Annotated in this window: 18 protein-coding genes, 3 pseudogenes and 1 other annotated feature; of the genes and pseudogenes, 11 read left to right on the top strand and 10 right to left on the bottom strand. The window is 58.2% G+C overall.

All coding sequences use genetic code 11. The features are described from left to right. Positions 1-18 precede the first annotated feature (18 nt). Positions 19-693 (bottom strand): hypothetical protein, encoded by a 675-nt coding sequence (locus tag AADW23_RS09005; RefSeq protein ID WP_341864166.1) that lies wholly within the window; start codon positions 691-693, stop codon positions 19-21. A 216-nt stretch (positions 694-909) separates the two neighbouring features. Continuing rightward, complete coding sequence (locus AADW23_RS09000) at positions 910-1,815, bottom strand: LysR substrate-binding domain-containing protein (RefSeq protein WP_341864165.1); 906 nt, start codon at positions 1,813-1,815, stop codon at positions 910-912. A gap of 91 nt (positions 1,816-1,906) precedes the next feature. Here AADW23_RS09000 and AADW23_RS08995 point away from each other — a divergent pair, with 91 nt between their 5' ends. The 10 genes from AADW23_RS08995 to AADW23_RS08950 all read left to right on the top strand — a co-directional run bounded on the left by AADW23_RS08995 (position 1,907) and on the right by AADW23_RS08950 (position 10,166). Continuing rightward, positions 1,907-3,031 carry an FAD-dependent oxidoreductase gene (locus tag AADW23_RS08995; RefSeq protein ID WP_341864164.1) on the top strand — a complete coding sequence of 375 codons (1,125 nt, stop codon included), beginning with the start codon at positions 1,907-1,909 and terminating at the stop codon, positions 3,029-3,031. Further along, positions 2,997-3,317, top strand: coding sequence for a (2Fe-2S)-binding protein (locus AADW23_RS08990; protein ID WP_341864163.1), 321 nt, complete (start codon positions 2,997-2,999; stop codon positions 3,315-3,317). Before AADW23_RS08995 ends, AADW23_RS08990 begins: the two co-directional genes overlap by 35 nt. Then, positions 3,310-4,698 carry an NAD(P)/FAD-dependent oxidoreductase gene (locus AADW23_RS08985; RefSeq protein ID WP_341864162.1) on the top strand — a complete coding sequence of 463 codons (1,389 nt, stop codon included), beginning with the start codon at positions 3,310-3,312 and terminating at the stop codon, positions 4,696-4,698. Before AADW23_RS08990 ends, AADW23_RS08985 begins: the two co-directional genes overlap by 8 nt. Further along, positions 4,695-5,465 (top strand): ATP-binding cassette domain-containing protein, encoded by a 771-nt coding sequence (locus AADW23_RS08980; protein WP_341864161.1) that lies wholly within the window; start codon positions 4,695-4,697, stop codon positions 5,463-5,465. Before AADW23_RS08985 ends, AADW23_RS08980 begins: the two co-directional genes overlap by 4 nt. A 30-nt stretch (positions 5,466-5,495) precedes the next feature. Beyond that, entirely contained in the window at positions 5,496-6,278 is a 783-nt protein-coding gene (locus tag AADW23_RS08975) for a transporter substrate-binding domain-containing protein (protein ID WP_341864160.1), read from the top strand. Between the two features lie 76 nt (positions 6,279-6,354). Then, entirely contained in the window at positions 6,355-7,044 is a 690-nt protein-coding gene (locus AADW23_RS08970; RefSeq protein WP_341864159.1) for an ABC transporter permease, read from the top strand. A 3-nt stretch (positions 7,045-7,047) separates the two neighbouring features. After that, positions 7,048-7,806: an ABC transporter permease gene (locus AADW23_RS08965; protein WP_341864158.1), complete on the top strand. Its 759-nt coding sequence runs from the start codon at positions 7,048-7,050 to the stop codon at positions 7,804-7,806. 14 nt (positions 7,807-7,820) lie between these two features. Continuing rightward, on the top strand, positions 7,821-8,177 hold the full coding sequence (locus AADW23_RS08960; RefSeq protein ID WP_341864157.1) for a RidA family protein: 357 nt from the start codon (positions 7,821-7,823) through the stop codon (positions 8,175-8,177). Further along, on the top strand, positions 8,174-9,100 hold the full coding sequence (gene rocF, locus AADW23_RS08955) for an arginase (protein ID WP_341864156.1): 927 nt from the start codon (positions 8,174-8,176) through the stop codon (positions 9,098-9,100). Before AADW23_RS08960 ends, rocF begins: the two co-directional genes overlap by 4 nt. Positions 9,101-9,110: 10 nt before the next feature. Beyond that, positions 9,111-10,166 carry an ornithine cyclodeaminase gene (locus tag AADW23_RS08950; protein WP_341864155.1) on the top strand — a complete coding sequence of 352 codons (1,056 nt, stop codon included), beginning with the start codon at positions 9,111-9,113 and terminating at the stop codon, positions 10,164-10,166. A 54-nt stretch (positions 10,167-10,220) separates the two neighbouring features. Here AADW23_RS08950 and AADW23_RS08945 read toward each other — a convergent pair. The 8 genes and pseudogenes from AADW23_RS08945 to AADW23_RS08910 form a co-directional block, all read right to left on the bottom strand. After that, positions 10,221-10,574, bottom strand: a pseudogene (locus AADW23_RS08945) (DDE-type integrase/transposase/recombinase); the annotation flags it as partial. A gap of 54 nt (positions 10,575-10,628) precedes the next feature. Then, positions 10,629-11,333 (bottom strand): IS6 family transposase, encoded by a 705-nt coding sequence (locus AADW23_RS08940; protein WP_341864154.1) that lies wholly within the window; start codon positions 11,331-11,333, stop codon positions 10,629-10,631. 31 nt (positions 11,334-11,364) lie between these two features. Next, positions 11,365-12,465 carry a Swt1 family HEPN domain-containing protein gene (locus AADW23_RS08935; RefSeq protein WP_341864153.1) on the bottom strand — a complete coding sequence of 367 codons (1,101 nt, stop codon included), beginning with the start codon at positions 12,463-12,465 and terminating at the stop codon, positions 11,365-11,367. Positions 12,466-12,673: 208 nt separating this feature from the next. Further along, positions 12,674-15,106, bottom strand: a complete 2,433-nt coding sequence (locus AADW23_RS08930) for a hypothetical protein (protein WP_341864152.1) — start codon at positions 15,104-15,106, stop codon at positions 12,674-12,676. After that, the gene (locus tag AADW23_RS08925) at positions 15,103-16,566 is read right to left on the bottom strand and encodes a hypothetical protein (RefSeq protein WP_341864151.1); all 1,464 of its coding nucleotides are present in this window, start codon (positions 16,564-16,566) and stop codon (positions 15,103-15,105) included. Before AADW23_RS08925 ends, AADW23_RS08930 begins: the two co-directional genes overlap by 4 nt. A 305-nt stretch (positions 16,567-16,871) precedes the next feature. Then, positions 16,872-18,097: pseudogene (locus AADW23_RS08920) on the bottom strand (IS3 family transposase). Beyond that, positions 17,700-17,816, bottom strand: a sequence feature (AL1L pseudoknot). Its footprint overlaps the pseudogene before it by 117 nt. Positions 18,098-18,763: 666 nt before the next feature. Then, a pseudogene (locus AADW23_RS08915) lies at positions 18,764-19,042 on the bottom strand (AAA domain-containing protein); the annotation flags it as partial. A 68-nt stretch (positions 19,043-19,110) separates the two neighbouring features. Further along, a complete protein-coding gene (locus AADW23_RS08910) occupies positions 19,111-19,815 on the bottom strand; it encodes an IS6 family transposase (RefSeq protein WP_341864150.1) in 705 nt (234 codons plus the stop codon). A gap of 84 nt (positions 19,816-19,899) precedes the next feature. Between AADW23_RS08910 and AADW23_RS08905 the strand changes: the two genes are divergently transcribed. Continuing rightward, the gene (locus AADW23_RS08905) at positions 19,900-21,507 is read left to right on the top strand and encodes a serine hydrolase (RefSeq protein WP_341864149.1); all 1,608 of its coding nucleotides are present in this window, start codon (positions 19,900-19,902) and stop codon (positions 21,505-21,507) included. Positions 21,508-21,614: the final 107 nt, after the last annotated feature.

Here is a 21,614-nt window from a genome sequence, read left to right as displayed (position 1 = left end):
CAATCCTGCCAGAATTCATCAATCGCTGGTCGGCCCGCCCGCTTGCAGCGCCCGAGGTTGCAGCAACAGCATCCCGATGGCCAATGCCGGTCCAATGCCAAAGGCATAAAAAACCGTGCCCAACCCGAGTGTGCCGCCAAGCAGCCAACCGATCATCACAACGCTCAATTCAAGTCCGGTCCGCACGAGGGCGATTGGCTTGCCTGTGACAGTCTGAAGCCCGGTCATAAGGCCGTCCCGCGGGCCCGGCCCAAGGTTCGCCACCAGATAAATCGCACCGCCAAGACCGGTGACCAAGACACCGACAATGGCCAGCAGTGCATTTGCGGCGTAGGTCTCGAATGTTGGCAGGAAAGGCAGCACATATTCCAGCATCAGCGCGATGATGACGGCATTGAGCACCGTGCCAATACCGGGCGTTTGTCTGAGCGGAATCCACAGAAGCAGGACAAAGACGCTGATGACAAATGCCGCAAAGCCCAGACTCCGGCCCGTCACATTGGTCACACCTTGCGCAAACACCGTCCACGGGCTTACGCCAACGCCGGCGGCAACAAGGATCGCTTCTCCAAGGCCGAACAACATCAATCCGATAATCAGGCCGATGACAGACGCCAGTGGCGGCCGCAGCGTTAGCGCTTTGGGGGAACTCCAGCGCAGACGCGGGACGGATGTGACGGAAAGGATCTTCATAGTCAAAGCCACTCTGGTGTGATGGTTGGGGTGCTCAACACTTGTTTACAATCCTTGCCCTAGTGTCCATCCGTGCCGATTAACAGCACCCCCGTGAACACCAAGATCACGCTCGGAGCGTCAACGGGCCCGGACGGGCGGCACGAGCAGTGTCACCCAACGCAAAAGTCATGCCCAACCCGCGCCCCTACCCCGTGGACTCCATCATGAGCGCGATCACGGGAGGTGTGTGGTCAACCGCGCCTTGACCAGTTCCAGAAAGCGACTGGCCACGCGGGAGGGCTGCCGCATGGCGGGAAACAGGATGTCGTAGCGGAACGGCTGCTCTGGGCGTAGGGGACGCGTGACGACCCGCCCGGCCAACGCGAAATACGTTGCGGTGACAGGCTCCACGATTGCGAGCCCGGTGCCCGCGGCAACCATCTCGCAGATCGACGTGGAAAGTTGAGCTTCGGCGACGATCCGGGGCCGCGAAGACCCGACGGTCAGAAACGTGTCGGTTTCCGAGCGCGTCCCAATTTCCGCGCCAAGGGCGATGAAGGCACGCTGGTCGAAATCCATCGGTTCCAGATAATCTTTCTGGGCCAGTTCATGGCCGGGCGGCAGAACTGCCAGCATGGCCGTCTCGCGGATCGGTTGCCGGATGACCGCCGGATGATCCCGGTCCAATGCGGCAAACCCAAGGTCGAATTGTTGTGAACTGAGGTGGCGAAGGACGGCTTGCGAGCTGCGCGCACGCAAGGAAATCGTGATGCCCGGCTCTTCCGAAATAAATTCGGCAATGACATCGGGCAGGAATTTCAACGCCAACGCGGGCATCCCTGCGATCGTCAGGCTGCCTTTGCGAAAATCGCGAATGTCCTCGATGACACGTGAAATTTCGGAGATGCCGACGAAGGACCGCTCAACCTCCTCATAAAGCGCCAGCGCCTCGGAGGTGGGAAAGACCTGCCGCCCACGGCGCTCCAGTAGATCGAAGCCCGCAACATGCTCCAGGTCAGCAATCATCTTGCTGACCGAGGGCTGGGTAGTCCCCAGGACTTCCGCCGCCGCCGTAATTTGCCCGGTTTCGATCACGGCCCGGAATGCTTCCAGTTGACGATGGGTGAGGCGTTGCAGCATCGCCCATGCATATCCCCAAGGAATGAATAACGCAAATCTTACGATTATTTTTATATCAACACGTTTGCCATGTTTGATGCGGGAGAATCGAATGCCAGCAAGTCACTCGGAAATCACAATCATAGGCGGCGGCGTTGTTGGGCTGTCTGTGGCTATTGGTCTGCTTCAGGCAGGCCGCCGGGTGCGTATTCTTGACGGCGCGGACAGTGACGCGCGGGCCTCGCAGGGCAATTTCGGCCTGGTCTGGGGTCAGGGCAAGGGCTGGGACTTTGCGCCCTACGCGAAGTGGACCGCCGAGGCCTTGGCGGCGTGGCCAGACTTCGCGGCCAATCTGGCCGAAATGTCGGGCATAGACGTGGCGCTGGAACAATCGGGCGGCTTCGAATTCTTCACAGATGCTGGCGAGTTGGACGATTTTGCCAGCATGTTGGCCCGCCAAAAAAACCACCTCGGCAATCGGTTCAGCTACGACGTCTTGACGGGCGATGACCTGCGCCGGGACATGGCCGGGATTGGCGCTGATGTTGTCGGTGCCACCTTTTCTCAACTGGATGGGCATGTAAATCCGCTACGCTTTCTGCGAGCATTGCGCCTATCCGTGACGGCTTTGGGCGGGCAGATCCTGACGGACTCGCGCGTGGACAGCATCCAGCCAGCCCATGGCGGTGGCTTTGACCTGACGTTGGCGCGCGGAGATACCATTACCACCGACAAGGTTCTGCTTTGTGCTGGATTGGGGGCCGCGACGCTGGCGAAGGACCTTGGGTTCCAGACTCAGGTGCGCCCACAACGCGGCGAATTGCTGATTACCGAAAAGCTGGACGCGCGGTTGCCGTTTCTATCCAGCACGATCCGGCAGGTCGACGAAGGCGGCGTCCAGATTGGCGGCACCAAGGCGGACGCCGGTATGGATGACAGCGAAACCCTGGATGTCATGGCCGGTCTCGCGCGGCATGCGGTGCAGGTGTTCCCAGAGCTCGCCAACGTTCGCGTTGTGCGGGCATGGGGTGCTTTGCGCGTCATGTCCCCCGACGGCCACCCTGTTTACGCGCGGTCCTCGCAGCATCCCGGCGCATTTCTCATTACCTGCCACAGTGGTGTGACCCTCGCCTCACTGCACGCCTCAAGCCTCGCCGATTGGGTTGAGGATACACCCGCAACCCCTGATCTGGAGGCTTTCGATGAACATCGCTTCGCGCTTTCAAACGCAGCCTGAAGAAGGCCCTCTTGTGCAGATCACGGTCGATGGCACGCCTGTGACGGCCGCCGCAAACATGACCTTGGCCGCGGCGCTTCTGGCACATTCCGGTGAGGCCAGCCGTCAAACCATGAGCGGCGCGGGCCGCACGGCGTTTTGCATGATGGGCGTATGTTTCGATTGTCTGGTCGACGTTGACGGCACGCCGAACACCCAAGCCTGCATGACAATCGTGCGCGATGGCATGGTAGTGAAACGCCAATCCGGCCTGCGTGGGCTTGGCGGAGGTCGCGGGGATGTCTGAGGTTGATCTGATCATTGTCGGCGCAGGCCCTGCTGGCATGTCGGCTGCCGCAACGGCGGCCCATGGCGGGCTTCGCGTGCTCTTGCTTGATGAACAGCCCCGCGCGGGCGGACAGATCTTTCGCAACGTCGGTGAAAACCGGGCAACGCGCGGATGGTTGGGCAAGGACTATGCCAGTGGCGCACGCTTCGTGGACGCACTCGCCCATCCGCAGATCGCCACGCAGTTCGGCGCAACGGTTTGGCGGATTGAACCGGGACCGCGGGTGGTGTGGTCGCAAGATGGCGTCAGTCATGTCTCGGACGCCCCCCACGTCTTGCTGGCGGGCGGTGCTCAGGAACGCCCGGTGCCGTTTCCGGGCTGGACCTTGCCCGGTGTGATGACCGCAGGCGCCGCGCAGATCCTGATGAAGTCGTCGGGAATGCTGCCCAAGGACGCGGTTCTGGCCGGGTCCGGCCCGTTGCTGTACCTCGTCGCGGCCCAGATGATCGACGCCGGATGCCCGCCCAAGGCGCTCGTTGAAACCCAAACGCTTGGGATGATGGCCAAGGCGCTTCAACATCTGCCACGCGCCGTGTTCGGGCTGCCCACGCTGCTGAAAGGGTTGGGGCTGATCCGCAAAATCCGCGCCGCTGGCGTGCCAAGGTTCACAGGCGCCACCCAGTTTGAGGCGCGGGCCGTCGATAACGCGGACATTGCGTTTTCCTTCTCCCACAAGGGCCGTCGGCACAGCCTGACGAGCCCTCTGTTGCTGACCCATCAAGGGGTTATCCCCTCCACGCACATGAGCCGGGCCGCGGGCATAAAGCACGTGTGGAACGCCACTCAGCAGGCGTTTGAACCCGTCACGGATGCTTGGGGCGCCACCAACGTGCCCGGCCTGCACGTCGCGGGCGATGGGGCCGGTATCGGGGGCGCGGAAACTGCCGCCGCCTCCGGCAAATTGGCTGCGATCAATGTCTTGCACGAATTGGGCCGCATCAGCGCCGATCAGCGCGGACAACGGGCGGCCGCAGCGAAGGGCGCGAAGTTCCGGTCCCGCGCGATCCGCCCGTTTCTGGACGCGGCCTATGCCCCACCGGCAGAGTTTTTCGCGCCCAACGACGCGACCATCGTGTGCCGCTGCGAGGAAATTACCGCAGGCGCGATCCGCCAGGGCATTGCTGAGGGCGCGTCGGGCCCCCGTCAGGTCAAGACATCCCTGCGCACAGGTATGGGGCCCTGTCAGGGCCGCATGTGCGACGCAACCGTGCGCGGCATTTTGTCGGCTGTGACAGGCAACGCCGCCGACATCGCCCCCCCGAGGGCGCGCTCCCCAATCAAGCCCATCATGCTTGGCGAACTTGCCGCCATGGCACCAGATCAGGAGGAAATGGCATGAGCGATCCTGCTGCACTCAAAGTTGACAACCTGCACAAGAGCTTTGGGGCCCATGAGGTCATCAAAGGTGTCTCGATGGAGGCGCAGAAGGGCGATGTCATTGCGATCCTCGGTGCGTCCGGATCGGGCAAGAGCACATTTTTGCGCTGTATCAACCTGCTGGAAACGCCGAACTCCGGCGACGTCTACCTGGCCGGTGAGAAGCTTCGGATGAAGCAGAACCGCCACGGCGAGGCCGTGCCCGCAGACATCAAGCAGGTCGAGCGGATGCGGTCGCGTTTGGCGATGGTGTTTCAGGGCTTCAACCTCTGGCAGCACATGACCGTGATGGAGAACGTGCTGGAAGGCCCCGTCTACGTGCAGAAAAAGCCAAAGGCTGAAGCGCGCGAAAAGGCCGAAGCGCTTTTGGCCAAGGTCGGGCTGTCTGACCGTGCCGATTACTATCCCGCCCATCTGTCCGGCGGTCAGCAGCAACGTGTCGCCATCGCCCGCGCCTTGGCGATGGACCCTGACGTCATGCTTTTTGACGAGCCGACCTCGGCGCTTGACCCTGAATTGGTGGGCGAGGTTCTGAGTGTCATGCGTGATCTGGCCGAAGAAGGCCGCACGATGCTGGTCGTAACCCACGAGATGGGGTTTGCCCGCGACGTATCGTCGAAGACCGTCTTCCTGCACCAGGGCGAGGTCTGTGAACAGGGCCCGCCCGCGACGCTGTTTTCCAATCCACAAACCGACCAATTCCGGGCGTTTTTGTCCCGGATGAACTGACAATCCACCTAAAACAGAGAGGAGATCACAATGATCCGTAACGCTATTCTTTCCACCGTGGCCACTTTGGCCCTGACCCTGCCCGCTGCTGCGCAAGACACACTGCGCATCGGCGTCGAAGGGGCGTACCCTCCGTTCTCGTTCCAGCAAGCAGATGGCACGCTGGCCGGGTTCGACATCGACATCGCCATGGCACTCTGCGCCGAAATGGAGCGCGAATGCGAATTGGTTGAGCAAGATTGGGACGGCATGATCCCCGCCCTGCTTGGCCGTCGTTTTGACGCCATCGTGGCCTCCATGTCGATCACGGAAGAGCGCCGCCGCCAGATTGATTTCTCGGACCGTTACTACCAGACCCCGGCCCGTGTCGTGGCCGCCGCCGACGCGGACTTCACCGATACGCCAGAAGGCTTGGCGGGCCGCCGGTTGGGCGTGCAGCGCGGCGCGACGCATCAGTGCTATGCCGAAAGCATGTTCCCCGATGCCGAGATCGTCCTTTATGGCACCCAGGAGGAAGTGTTCCGCGATCTCGTTCTTGGGCGTATCGACGCGCAGCTTTCCGACAGTCTGATCGCCCAGGAATCCTTCCTGTCGTCCGATGAAGGCGCGGACTATGCGTTTCTTGGCGGCGATCACCTGGACGTGGCGTGCTACGGCGAGGGTGTCGGTGTCGCGGTGCGGCAAAACGAGGAAGAGCTGCGCGATGCGATCAGCGCGGCGATCGTCGCCATTCGTGAAGACGGCACCTACGCCGCCATCAACGATGCGTATTTCCCCTTCGACATCTATGGCGGTCGCCCTGCCGGGAACTGACGCAGGCATCTTCTGAAACGCGACGGGCCGCGCCTCTGCGGCCCGTCGACGACCTGAGCCCGAAAGGGGCCCTCCGATGGATCTTCTTGTAGAATATCAGTCCCAACTGCTTTCCGGCACATGGATGACGGTCAAGCTTGCCCTTGTGTCCCTGGCCCTCGCGCTGGTCTTCGGGCTACTGGGGGCCTGGGCAAAGCTGTCGTCCAGCCGCCTCGCGCGCCGTTCAGCCGAGATTTACACGACACTCGTGCGCGGTGTGCCAGATCTGGTGTTGATCCTGCTGGTCTTCTTTGGGGGACAGGTGGCGTTCAACTGGTTCGGCTACGTCACCGGACTCTGGGACTTCGTGGAGATCAGCAAATTCGTCGCTGGCGCGGCGACAATCGGGGTAATCTTCGGGGCCTACTTTACCGAGACCTTCCGCGGCGCGATCATGGCAATCCCGCGCGGCCAGATCGAGGCAGGCATCAGCTGCGGCATGCCTCGTCAATTGATATTCCGCCACATCATCTGGCCGCAGATGGTGCGCTATGCGCTTCCGGGCTTTACAAACAACTGGCTGGTGCAACTGAAGACCACGGCTCTGGTGTCGGTGATCGGGCTGCAAGACCTTGTGTACAACGCGTTCACCGCGGGTCGGTCCACCGGGCAGTTGTTCACCTTCATGGCAGCCGCGTTCGTCATATACCTGATCTTGACCGGTATCTCGGACCTTGTCCTGCGCGCGGTCGAGCGGCGCTACAGCCGCGGCGTTGTGAGGGCCTGAGCCATGGAACAAATCCTCTCTTATATCCCCCTCGATATTGCCCTGATCGCCGAGAACTTCGACAGGTTCCTGTACGGTGTCTGGATGACGCTGAACCTGACGGTTCTGGCGCTTGTATTCGGCGGTTTGTTGGCCATCCCCTTGGCAATTGCACGGGCATCGAAGCATCCGATCTTCAACCCGATCGTCTGGGGCTACACCTATGTTCTGCGCGGCACGCCGCTGTTGGTGCAGGTCTACCTGATCTACTTCGGACTGGGACAGTTCGAGGTAATCCGCGAAAGCTGGCTTTGGGACCCGATCCTGTCGTCAGCCTGGTGGTGCGCGTTGATCGCGTTCACCCTGAACACCTCGGCGTACACCACCGAACTGTTGCGCGGCGCCATCGCCGACACCCCCAAAGGTGAGGTCGAAGCAGCCATCGCGACGGGCCACTCGTACCGCTCTCGGATGCGGCGCATCATCCTGCCGTCAGCCTTTCGGCGCGCAATCCCCGCCTATTCGAACGAGGTCATCTTCATGTTGCACGGCTCGGTCGTGGCCAGCACGATCACGTTGCAGGATATCCTGGGTGTCGGGCGCTGGCTGAACGGGCGGTTTTATCTGGCCTATGAGGGCTTCATCACCGCAGCCCTGCTTTATTTCCTGATCGTCTTGGCGATCACCCAAGTCTTCCGCTGGATTGAGCGGCGCTACCTGCGGCATCTGACCCGCCGCGAAACCGAGGCAACCCTACCGGTCGTGCCGGATGCAAACAGATAAGAATGGAGCCCCCCGTGATCGAGCGTAAACACACGAACGCAAGGATGAGCCGGATCGTCACCCACAACCGGACTGTGTATCTCTGTGGGCAGGTTGGCAGCGGTGCCAGCGTGACCGAGCAGACCCGCGATTGCCTTGCGCGTGTGAATGCGCTGTTGGACGAAGCCGGATCCTCGAAGGCGCATATTCTGCAAGCGACGATTTGGCTGGCCCACATGGCCGATTTCGATGAAATGAACAAAGTCTGGGACGCTTGGGTGCCAAAGGGTCACGCCCCGGCACGGGCCTGTGGCGAAGCGCGCCTGGCGGGGTCCGACCTGTTGGTCGAGATCATCGTCACGGCGGCAATAAAGGAGCAAGAAACGCTATGAGCACGCAAACCTGTATTCTGATCGGCGCTGGCATGGATTGCGGCAAACGCCGCCGGGGCTGCATCATGGGGCCGGATGCCTATCGCACCGCCGGGCTGGCCGAGACCTTGGCGGATCTTGGTTGGGCAACGATCGACCGGGGCAACCTGCCCGGACCGGCGTGGGTCGCCAATGCCCCCGAGGGTGCGGTTCATGCCCACTCGGAGACCATCGAGTGGACCCGCATCCTGGCCGAGGCGGCAGAGTCCGCCATAGGCGATGGCTTCCCGATCTTCATGGGCGGTGATCACGCGTTGTCCTTGGGCACAGTTGCGGGTGTTGCGGCCCATGCAGCGGACCAGAACCGCCCATTGTTCGTCCTGTGGCTGGATGCGCATCCCGATATCAACACGCCCAGTTCCACCACTTCCGGCAACCTGCATGGCACCCCGATCGCCTATGTCACCGGACAGGGCGATTTCGACGGTTTCCCACCGCTGAAAGCCGCCGTGCCGCCCGAAAATGTGTGTTTCATCGGCTTGCGCTCTGTCGATGCGCCAGAGCGGGCATTCATCACGCAATCAGGCATGACCGCCATCGACATGCGCCAGATCGACGAGCACGGCATAGCCGCCCCGCTGTCGGAATTCCTTGCAAAGGTCGAGCAAGCGGGCGGCTTGCTGCATGTCTCGCTGGACGTGGATTTCCTTGACCCATCCATCGCGCCTGCCGTGGGCACCACGGTGCCTGGCGGTGCCACCTTCCGCGAAGCGCATCTGGTGATGGAGATGTTGCACGACAGCGGACACGTCACCTCTCTTGATCTGGTGGAGTTGAACCCCTTCCTTGATGACCGGGGCCGCACTGCCAACCTTATGGTCGATCTGACCGCCTCGCTCTTCGGGCGTCGCGTATTCGACCGCCGTACCAATAGCCATTCCTGAGGTCCCTGATATGACAGCCCCCCTCCCGTCCGAACTCGCCTTCATCCGTTTCGTCAGTGTCGAGAACATGATGAAACTGGTCCATGACATCGGCATCGAAACAATGCTCAAGGACCTCGCCCGCTATATCGAGGACGATTTCCGCCGTTGGGAGGAATTCGACAAGACCCCCCGCGTGGCAAGCCACTCGGCCGAGGGCGTGATTGAGCTGATGCCGACCTCCGACGGGGAAGACTACGGCTTCAAGTACGTCAACGGCCACCCCAGCAACACCAAGGCCGGGCTGCAAACGGTCACGGCGTTTGGCCTTCTGGCGCGCGTCGATACCGGCTACCCGGAGCTGCTGACCGAGATGACCCTGCTGACAGCCCTGCGCACGGCGGCGACCTCCGCCATGGTGGCCAGTCACCTCGCGCCCAAGGACAGCAAGACCATGGCGCTGATCGGCAACGGCGCGCAGTCCGAGTTCCAGGCGCTGGCAATGCGGGCGATCTGCGGCGTGGACACGCTGCGAATGTATGACATCGACCCGGCGGCGACAGCAAAGGCTGTGCGCAATCTGGAAGGAAAGGGCTTCACCCTGATCCCCTGCACCACGGCTGAGGACGCCGTGGAAGGCGCGCAGATCATCACCACCTGCACCGCCGACAAGCAATATGCCACGATCCTGACCGACAACCTCGTGGGCGACGGCCAACACATCAACGCCATCGGCGGCGATTGCCCCGGCAAGACCGAACTGCATCGCGATATCCTGACCCGCGCCGACGTCTTCGTGGAATACCCGCCGCAGACACGGGTTGAAGGTGAAATCCAGCAAATGCCCGAAGACTTCCCGGTGTCCGAGATGTGGCAGGTCATTACCGGCACGGCGCCGGGTCGCGTGAATGATCGCCAGATCACGTTGTTTGACGGTGTCGGCTTCGCGATCGAGGATTTCTCGGCCCTGCGTTACCTGCGCGACAAGCTGCACGACCATCCGTACTTTCAGGAGCTCGACATCATCGCCGACCCCGACGATCCGCGCGATCTGTTCGGCATGCTCACGCGCGCCAAGCCGTCCTGAGGGTGCTGTCAGACTAATTCGAACCGGTCTCACCAAAGACAGTATAGCTGTCTCTTATGCCGCGCAGAGACCCCGCCACTCGGCGAGAGCGGCGGCGCGGTTGGCTTTGAAGAGGGGTCTGCTTGAGAGGCTGCGTTCTTGGTTGAAATGGTTCGAGACAGAGGCGTGAACGGCGGCAAATTTCTGAAGACATCGCATCCGCCGGAAGCGAAGCATTGCCCGCTCTCGTCGTCGGAATGGCAGGTGTGAATTCTCGGCTCGATTATTGAGCCAGCGACCAGTTTCCTGCCGCTCGCCGGCTCCGATTTCCTTCAGGGCAGCGCCGTAGGATCGCAGCCTGTCCGTCACGATGACCTCAGGCTGACCGTGCTTGCGCATTGCTTTCTCGAGGAATTTCGATGCAGCTTTCGGTGCTGTCAGACTAATTCGAACCAGTCTCAGCTAGGACAGTAGACCTGCCGCTTAATCAGCACAAAGAGAGCGCCACTCGGACAGTGCAGCGGTTCGGTTGAGCTTGAAGTTGTCTCGGGAATAGAGGTGTCGTTCCTGGTTGAAATGGTTGCTGACAGAGGCATGGACGGATGCGAATTTCTGCAAACTTCGCATCCGTCGGAACCTAAGCATCGCACGCTCTCTTCGTCGGAAAGGTAAGTGTGAATTCTCCGCTCGATTGTTGATCCACCGGCCGGTTTCCTGCCGGTCTGCGCCGCCTAGATCTTTAAGAGCCGCTCCGTAAGATCGGAGTTTATCGGTCACTAAAGCTTCGGGGTTACCGTGCTTACGCAACGCTTTTCTTAGGAATTTCAGTGCCGCCTTCTTGTCACGCTTCTTAGTGACGTAACTTTCCAGGACTTCGCCTTCATGATCCACAGCGCGCCAAAGGTAGTGTTGCTTACCATTTATCCGAACGAATACTTCGTCCAGGTGCCAACGCCAGCGGCTTGATTTCAGACCCTGGCTCCGGCGCTTTCGGATTTCTGATGCAAACATCGGCCCGAACCTCTGCCACCAATATCGGATCGTTTCATGACTGACATCGATGCCCCGTTCATGGAGCAAGTCTTCCACGTTGCGAAGCGAGAGCGGAAAACGAACGTAGTACATCACGGCCAACCGAATAATCTCAGGGTTCGTTTTGAAATAGCGAAATGGGCTGCGTTTGGTCATCCGACGACGCTACGAAACCGCCCTGCCCCGCTCAAGCCGGTTTCCTATGACAATACCCTTCCAAGTCAGTCTCGCGCAAACAATGACGAAAGAGCGGCCCGTCGAGATGTGTGAAGTTCTCGTCGAAACGCTTCATCTCTGCTTGCCATTTGCGTTCGGCGACCAGCGCCTTCGGACAAATGACAAGCACGGAGGAGATGTCCATCCGCGCGCGAAGCTCTTTCAGCACTATACCGGCTTCGATGGTTTTACCGACGCCGACCTCGTCGGCGACGAGCAGACGGGGTCGGTCGGACTTAATTAGTTTGAGAACGGGCCGGTACTGGTAGGGAACGAAGTTGACCCTACCCGAGCGAAGAGAGAAAAGGTTGGCGGTTGACGGCGAAAGCAGGTGCAGCGCCGTCAATCGCGCCCGAAACTCATCAATAGAGATCGAGGGTCGATTGGAGACTTCAGCGGCGACCGCCTGCAATTGACTTTCGTAATAGGTCGCCTTCGCCCCATCCTGAAAGACGCAGTACCGAACTTCAGGACCACCGGTGATGACCTCAAGTACAGGAAGCTGGACGTTCTTGTCGGAACGGAGTGTGACAACGTCACCCACGTTGAACAAGTGGGTAGGTCCCAGAGCGGGCTTCTCAGGAATCTTGTTCGCAGACGTATCCACGGGCGCTGATTCAGCGGCTTTCTGATTGGCCATCACTTCCAGAGCAGAATCTTTGACAACTTGAACGGCCTCGATCGATGAACGTTCCGCGTCGATCAGAGCAAGAAACCTTCCTAGAGTATCAGCGTCGCGATAGACCTCACTCGCCGGTGCCCCTTCAGCAGCTAAGTGCGCCCACTTGTTTCGGACCGTTTGAAGTTCTTTTACCCAGTTCCTGGCTTCTCGAGGGAAAGCAAGATTATTTGAAAGATCGTACCAATTCTGGTCAAGCACGCGCAACAAAGCCGCAAGATCAAGTTCGCGCAATGAGGAGATTTTTTCCTCGTCAACTATCCTCTGCTGCTGGAAGCTCAGTCGGTCGACAACATGTTTTTTCCACCATTCATCTGAGAGATTAGGGAGCTCTTCTTGCAGGAAATTCGCAAGATCAGACGCCGCTATCCTCAGTTCATTATTCATCATCATAGTTGTCTAATCCAAAAGCCTTTGCCGAAATCGCCCAGTGTCGGTCACAGATGATCCTATCGAAGCGGCTTTGAAACTTAAACTGTCTCGGCGCCGGTCAGCACGAAATGCTGGGCGATCCAAAGCTGCATACTCCAACTCCGTATCTTTATTCTGCACTTTCAAGCGCGCTGGCACACTCAAGATAGGCTCATGGATTTCCGTAAACCTAATTAATTAAAGAATTCCCTGCCTCGGCAATTCGCTTGAACACCTGATGTTCTTCAAGGGCAGAAAGCATCTGTTGAAAAAGAATATCTGTTGGCGATCCGGTTGTCATGCTGGTCTCTAGACACTTTTGAAAACGGATAGCCGGGGTAGATACCCGTTCGATCACTAGTTTTTTGTCAAATTTATAACTCGTCATAGCAGGAATGAGCACTTGGATCGTTGCAGCGAGCGTCGCCAGTGCCGAGATCTGGTGATCTTCAAGATCTGAGGCCAGCAAGTCGCGGTTTCCCCAATAAGCTGCGTGGGAACGGACGCATTTCGCAAGTAGTACTACCCAACCACGGTGGTTTTCTTTCGACCGCGGCGGGAACGGGAAATCCGCTGTGGCTTCCTCTGAAGGCCCCAGCGCAGCCGTGCGTAGTATCATTTGGACGACCAACTCAAATAGTATGCAGTGATCAAGCGGCATCTCGACAGACGTCCCCCGCAGGGTGATGACACTCCGTAGATCCGCCTCACGTTTGACCAGATCGTCTACGAAGGGCGCCAAGGCATTGCGCTGTTGCACGCGTGATTTCAAGACCTTCTTGCTAGATTTTCCCGGCTCATTCCCATTCTCCGTGTCGCCGTGGTCGTTCTGGTTTGCGTTGTCGTCCTCCGAAGAAAGCAGATCATTTGCGTTCATCTCGTTCTTTTCCTCCTCAGACGAGATATCTTGGTCAAGCGCTGCCAACTCGGCCGCGGCTTCCTGTGCCCGGAAGAGCATTGCCCCGGTTGAGCAGTTGAGCTGCAATCGGATCCCTTCGAGGATAGCAGCGCGATCTGGTCCGTTCCCTTCGTCATCGACGTCCTCGGCGGCCACGGCGAAGAACTCTTCGCTATCACCCCCAAGAATCTCATCCTTGTTCTGACCCTTTTCTTTTGGCTCCACAGGGCCACCGCGAAAGCGCTTCTTCTTATCGGCTTCTTCCATTTCGGTGAAATTGAGCACAGAGAGCGCAGCGACCTTCTCATAGAGCTCCTCAATGCCCTGCGCGCCCTCTATATCCTCCAAGACGTTTGCCAGGCCTCTAGACTGCGGCGGCCGAGAATTCTTGGAGATCTCTTCGAGAAATGCGATCGGCATCGGCACAGAAACGCTACCGGGAGCTATTAGCACGGTGGCGTATCGGAAAGCTTTCAGATTGCCTTTCCATTCGTCTGGAATAGGAAACCAGCTATTGCGGATATTTTCGGCAGACACCTCTCCGACCGTCTGTCCATTGCTGCTATGGAAGCGTACTTCGCTTGCTACAAAGTCGAGGCTGGGCGGTCGCCACCGCATCACGCCTTGACGCATTTCAACGCTGCCGCCATCCACGGGTTTTCGGTCATCAGAGACACCGATCGACGTAGCTCTCCGAAGTTTGAACTTGTCGGCCGGAAATGGCGTATCGAGGCATTCAGAGAGATTCACCTGCATCGCGGACACCGCCGATCCCGCCGGAAAAGTCCGGAAGAGAGCAGCCTCGGCGTTCCCGAATTCATCCCCGCGGCCGAACAAGCCGGGAAGGCTCGCATTCGAGCTGCCGGTCAAAACATAGTCGGCGGTTTCCCCTTCAGCTACGATGACTTTCGCATGCAATCGACGAGTGCGGTCAATGCCAAGTGGCTCTGGTGAAAAAATGTCGAGCCAAGAAGCTCCCTTGGCTGTCTCACGGCTGAAGTCTTGTTCCAAGAAGTCAGGGATCAGCGCAACCTTTTGGGCTCCAATCAAGCCACGCAACTTGGCGATGCCCGTGAGTTTCTGGTCGACAAATGGCGACACGATTACCAAACGTTTGATCTTGTCCCCCTCAATTAGTCGAGCGAACTGATCCGCGTACGTGGGAGCACCCTCCGTCAGAAACCCAAGTAGCTGTCCGTCCGCGATCTCGACTACAGCCTCGGATGACGCATCACGCAGCCACGGCGTCTGTTTTTCCGCGCGTTTCAGGACCCCCCGCATCGCCTCGTCGGTGGGGTCGCAGTGGTGCGTAAAATACCCGAAGATCTCCTTGAAGATGCCAGCAGTAGCAGAACTCTCCTCATTGTAGCGAACTACAGAAACTGCCTCCAGATTGCCACTGATGCCAGCCGTTGTTAGGTTTGCGGAGCCGATCAGGAGCTTTCCCTCGGTGCGACCTAGTTGGAGGACAATCTTTGGGTGGAAAGCGCCCGCTGGCATGGAGCGCTTGGCAACGTGGTAGCTGCGACCAGCCAAAGACGGCACGCCAATGTCCAAGACGGCCTGGTTGAACATCGCGGTGTCGCAAAGGATGCCGATGTTCCGAGATCCATAACCGGCCAGCGTTGTTAACATTATGTTCTGAAACGCGACTGGATCGAATGAGTAGGTAGTCAACAATGCGGTATGAAAGCCGCGTTCCCGAAAGTGGCGATGATACTTCATGTGTTAGCTAGCAGTTCTTGTTCGCCTAGCTCTGTGACGCCGGCTTTTGAAAGCAACCCCACCTCACTGAGGAAGCGGATCATCGTTCCTGTCCGTGGGCTAGAAGGACCGACACGACCGGTTTGGCGTGGTGCCAATGTGCCTTCTTCGTATTCGAACTGGAATGTAAAGTTGCCCTGGGTCCGAAGTTTACGGCTCGCGACGTCCATGTGGCGTCTGATGACTCGCTGCAGGATTAGCGACGCAATGGCCTCACGTGCCGGCAATTCCAGCAGCGTTTCCAGAAATTCAAACTCAGTGTGTGTTGTATGGAAATACCCGCGTCGCGGGAAGACCTCTGCCATCTCACTTAGGAGATGTCGGTAATTGAACCATAGATGAGCGATAAGCCTCAGGATTGGGGTAAGTTCTGCTTTCCCCTCGATTGCAGATTCCTGCAAGGTCCGGCAGTCGTCCAGAGTATCCGCGAGTTCGACGAGGTAGGTCTCGAAATTACGATCATAAGGAACCTCGGCCACAATCGCACTGGCCAATTGAACAGGTGACAAGCCGCCTTCGTTTTCGACCAGTACAGCAGTTGCATGATATAGCAGCGCCTCGAGCCCGATCCGGGTGGCATCGGCCAGCTGATAATGCCGCCATTGTACGTGTTCCTTGTAGGTGCGCTCCCGCGGGTCCGGCTCGGTCTCAAGCCAGATAAACCTCAGGTCGTAGTCCGACAGCTCGCGCTTCTCTGTCTTGACTGTTCTAAGAATTTTGATGCACGTGTTCCTTCGCGAACCAGTGCCATCTCGGCCAGTCAGCGCACGTCGTAGCAGAGATATCTCAGGATCGTTAGCCTGCGCATCCAAGTATTCACAGCGAAAGGCGACGAGTGCAGCCAATTTGTCCTTCGTTACGGTTCCGCGCTCCGCGCACTCGAAGAATAGCTCGGCCGGCAAGCTGCCAACCTGCTCCAAGAAAGCATCCCCCAGTGCTTTGCCGAGTTCGGTGGGCACTCTCTCGCTATGCTTATCTGCTTTAACCATAAGTCCCATGTCGGTTATTTGGCTGCGATACGCGGCGTAGTAGACAGGGGTGAGAAGATAGTCGTCTGCCAAGGCGCGCAGATCAATTTCAGTCTCTGCACTGAGCGCTTCTGAAATCGCCGTCGCGCCACCGACGCCATTGAGCCACCCGCGCTCTTCGTGATCGTAGAGGCTCGCCAGTCCGAGTAGGACTTCACCATCGCGGATGTGCTGGCGAAATGCGGACTGTGTCTGCTCTAGTGAACGGTTCGGGAACTGGGCAACCCACCAGCAGTAGAAGCTATAGTATCGGATTCGATCTGTTACAGACGAGACGCCTTGAAGAAGGTCCGTGTAAAGGCGCTCGATCGGGGCGAGCATTGCCAAGGGATCCAGGCCACCGTTTGCACCCTGTTCGGTCCAATTAGGACTACCGTCAAAAACTACTTCCATGGCAGCATTCCATCTAGCGGAACTTGAACTTGGTGGTTCCGATAACCGAGGTTAAAAACTCCCTCAGTGACGATAGAAAAGTGGATATGTTCGAACTTCATTAACAATGCTCCATCGCCAGATCTTCGGTCGGATCGAGCTTCCAATATACCAAAGCGTCGAGCACTTCCTCGCGTGGAAAATAAGAGCCCGCAGTTTCTAGATCTTTTCGAATTTTGTTCCAGCGTCGTAGAGCTGTAACTCTGATGTCTTCACTTATTGGCATCTGAACCGCGCCGGGTTTGCCGGAGGCTGATTTGTCTTAGTTACGCGGCCATGTCTGATCTTTCCAGAGCTGCGTAGAAGTTTGCCTCGGCTTCGGCTGGCGGGATGTTCCCGATTGGCTCCAGCAGTCGCCTGTGATTGAACCAGTCCACCCATTCGAGGGTCGCGTATTCCACGGCCTCAAAACTGCGCTATGGTCCGCGTCTGTGAATGACTTCGGCTTTGAACAGGCCGTTTATCGTTTCAGCTAAGGCATTGTCATAGGAATCCCCGACGCTGCCGACTGACGGCGCAATCTTCGCCTCTGCCAACCGTTCGGTGTATTTGATCGACAGATATTGCGATCCGCGATCTGAGTGATGCACCAATTGATCCTGTGCGGGCCTGCGTTGATGAATGGCTTGTTCCAAAGCATCCAGGACAGAGCCTGCATGTGCAGTTCGGCTGACCCGCCAACCGACGATCCTGCGTGCAAAGACGTCGATGACGAAGGCGACGTAAACAAACCCCTGCCACGTCGCGACATAGGTAAAATCGCTCATTCAGAGGACGTTAGGTGTGGGCGCATGGAACTGTCGGTTAACGCGGTCCAGTGGGCAGGGCAGCGCTTTGTCAGGGATCGTCGTTCTTGGCCTCTTGCCCCGAATGACGCCTTCGATGCCAATATCTTTCATCAGACGTGCGACGGTGCAGCGTGCGATATCGAAGCCTTCACGGCGCATCTGGTGCCAGATTTTACGCACGCCATAGACCTTTAGATTCTCTTCGAAGGCACGTTCAATCTCAGGCTTCAGTTCCTCGTCACGCTTGGCGCGATCCGACATACGCGACGGATCGGCCCGCTTGGCCAAATGCTCATAGAAGGTGGCTGGGGCAATCGGCAGAACCCTGCAAATCGGCTCGACCCCAAGATCATCACGGTGATCCTCTATAAACCGGATCATCGTTTGAATGGGCGGTCGAGCTCCGCCTGGGCAAAATATGCGGACGCTTTGCGAAGGATCTCATTGGCTTGCTTGAGCTCGCGCACTTCGCGTTCCAAAGCCTTCATCTTCTCGGCTTGTTCGGTCGTGATCCCGCCGCGCTGGCCGGTATCGATCTCGACCTTCTTGACCCAGTCGTTCAACGTTTGTGGCGCACAGCCAATCTTCGCAGAAATCGACAGGATCGCAGACCACCGACTGTCATGCTGCCCTTCGCCATTAAAAACCATCCGGACCGCACGTTCGCGGACCTCTGGCGTGTATCTGTTTGTTGTATTGTTCATGATGCTCCATCCTACTCATGAGTTGGAGCCTCCGGCAAACCCGGCGCGGTTCAATCACACCCCGCGGTACGCCTCCGCCTCGCGTTTTTGGCCAACTTCCAGGATACTCTTTTCTTTCCGACCACATGTCGAGTTGATCGTTAGTGCCCCTCTGACTGTCATGATCACACTCCCAATCGTAAAGGTTACGAGCGCAAATCCGAAGCATACCCTTCACGTCGGGCACTGTGTCCGTAAAGGCTTTTAGAGGCGTGGGTAAAAGCACCATGTTCGCAACGCAGGAGTAATAGCGCCGATCCTGAACTACGGCGTTAGATTCTTGGTAAAGTGCATCATCAACTCCCCAAAGGTGGCAACAGGACCATCCTTTGCGCCCCTCAGACCTCAAGCCCAAGGCATGCGTAAGCGATTTATTTGCGTATAAATTTCCCTTCTGCTTATGAACCGTTTGTCTGGTCTCCCGATTGGTGTTCATTTGAGATTCAGACCAGTTTGATTTGTAGAAATACGCTTTGCGCGCATATTCGGGATACCAAACCGGCAAGAGTTTGAAAGTCGCAGGGTCTACCCATCGGCACGTCGTTTCAATCAGCCGCATAATCTCCTTTAAGCTGAGTTCTGCCATCAGCGCATCGGTACCATTTGGCAATGTCTCTCGAGCCATCTTTAGCCTTCTCCCATTACCGGATGCGCCAAGAGTTTAGACGTCTCCAGATACCTACAAAATGCATTTGCCAACTGCATTTGTCTCGGTGTCCTGCACTCTGCTTCAAAAATTTTCGGCGACGCCACCAGAACCGCCACGCACTTCGCCCGTGATATCGCCACGTTGAAGCGATTTGCACTGTAAAGAAACTCCATGCCCCGCGGTGCTTCAGCATGGCTTGATGTTGCCATCGAGTATATCGCGATGGGCGCTTCCTGGCCCTGGAACTTGTCCACGGTCCCAACGCGCGCACCGGTGCTGTCAGACTAATTCGAACCAGTCTCAGCAAGGACAGTGTCACTGCCACTTAACCGACGCAAAGCCCACGCCACTCGGACAGAGCAGCGGAGCGGTTCTGCTTGAAGTTTTCTCGCGAGTAGAGGTGGCGTTCCTGGTTGAAGTGGTTGTGGACAGAAGCATGAACCGAGACGAATTTCTGCAGACTTCGCATCCGCCGGAACCGCAGCATTGCCCTTTCTCTTCGTCGAAAGGGTAAATGCGAATTCTCCGCCCGATTGTTAACCCAACGCCCCGTCTCTTGCCGTTCAGCGCCTCCGATTTCCTTCAGCGCAGCACCGTAGGATCGAAGTTTGTCCGTGACGAATACCTCGGGCTGGCCATGCTTACGCATTGCTTTCCTTAGAAATTTGAGCGCTGCTTTCTTGTCCCGCTTCTTCGTGACGTAGCTTTCGAGGACTTCGCCCTCATGATCTACAGCCCGCCAAAGGTAGTGCTGCTTGCCGTTTATTTTCACGAAGACCTCGTCCAAATGCCAGCGCCAGCGGCTGGATTTCATGCCCTCAATCCGCCGCTTTCGGATCTCAGCCGCAAACATCGGGCCAAATTTCAGCCACCAGTATCGGACCGTTTCGTGGCTCACATCCACGCCGCGTTCGTGCAAAAGATCCTCCACGTTCCGGAGCGAAAGCGGGAAGCGAACATACATCATCACCGCCAGGCGGATGATCTCAGGGCTGGTTTTGAAGTATCGAAATGGGGAACGTTTGGTCATCCCATGAGGCTACGAAACCGCCCTGCCCCGCTCAAGCACAGTTTCCTCTGACAACACCCTTTGAAACGTTGAAGGACTATCGCGATGCTTAACAAAATGAGGTTGCCTGCCTGGTCCCGATTGGACGGGTTTGTGTCGCGCATCGGTGCTGCCTGTCTTTGTGCTTGGCCGATCGCGGCCCCAAGCTTATCGGCACAGACGGTTACGGTGTCGCCCGCGCAGTATTCGGCATTGCCGGTCCCGGAGGAACAAGTTGACCGAGCGATCGTCCGACTTGATGCCCTTGCGGAAGACATGCTGGAGCGCAGTGGTATTCCCGGTCTGGCCGTGGCGGTGGTATGGAATGGCGAGACTGTCTATTCACGCGGGTTTGGCCTGCGCCGTGTAGACGCGGACGTTGCGGTCGATGCCGACACGGTGTTTCTGCTGGCTTCGTTGTCGAAGCCACTGGGGGCTACCGTGATTGCCAGCCAAGTCTCTGCTGGCCGGGTGGAATGGAACACGCCGATCGCGTCGTTGCTTCCGTGGTTTGCGCTGTCGGATGAATGGGTGACCCGGCAACTGACCATCGGCGACCTCTACGCCCACAGATCCGGCCTGCCAGATCACGCCGGTGATCTTCTGGAGGATATCGGATTTGACCAGCGCACGATCCTTGAACGGCTGGCCTTATTAGATCTTCACCCCTTCCGGAGCCACTATGCTTATACGAATTTCGGATTGACCGCCGCCGCGGAGGGCGTTGCCCAGGCAGCAGGCATGGATTGGGCAACGTTGTCAAACGACGCCCTTTACGCACCGCTAGGGATGGCGATGACCAGTTCGCTTCACGCCGACTTCATGGCACGAGAAAACCGCGCGTCCAGTCACATTCCGAGCGATGGCGGCTATGTCGTTGCGGATCTTCGTCAGCCCGACGCCCAATCCCCGGCAGGCGGCGCCAGTTCCAGCGTCACCGATATGGCGCGGTGGATGGCTTTCATCTTGCAAGGCGGAAGGCTGAACGGCGAAGAATTCATTTCATACGACGCGCTGCTACCGGCTTTGTCGCCGCAGATCGTCTCGGCACCGTCGGGTATGATGGACGCCCGCGCGGGGATGTACGGCTATGGTTTCAACGTGGGCGTGCAACCTTCGGGCCGGGTTGCATTTAGCCATTCCGGTGCATTTGCGCTTGGCGCGGGAACGTCAGTGTCGATGATCCCGTCGCTGGATATCGGGATTGTCGTGTTGACCAACGCCGCACCGGTCGGGGCGGCGGAAGCGATCAGCGCAACCTTTCTGGACGAGGTGCAGTTTGGCCAATCGACCCGCGACTGGTTTGCGGGGTTCAGTCCGATGATGGCACAGATCATGGCACCTGACGGAGAGCTCGTCGGCGTTGCGCGTCCTGAAGACCCGGACCCGTCGCGCCCTCTCGCCTCCTACACCGCCTCGTACGAAAACGCTTATTTCGGCGCGTTGGAGGTTGTTGTCAGAGATGGCGCGCTTGCGATGCTGCTCGGTCCCGACCGAGAGGTCGAGATGCTGGACCATTGGGACGGCGACCGCTTTACATATGCGCCATTTAGCGAAAATTCCTTCTATGGATCGATTTCACAAGTGACCTTTGGTGACTTCGACGTCGATCACGCCGGAACGGTTCATATCGAAGCACTCGACAACCTAGGTTTTGGAACGTTCCGCCACTGACGCATGCGTCGACATTCATCAGAGCGGTTAAACTGCGCATACGCAACAGCGAGAATAAGGTCGGCAGGGTGCTGTCAGACAAATTCGAACCATTCGCAGCTAGGACA

The organism is Gymnodinialimonas sp. 57CJ19 (assembly GCF_038396845.1).
In the GTDB taxonomy this organism is placed as follows: domain Bacteria; phylum Pseudomonadota; class Alphaproteobacteria; order Rhodobacterales; family Rhodobacteraceae; genus Gymnodinialimonas.
This window is presented reverse-complemented; position numbering and strand designations above follow the sequence as displayed.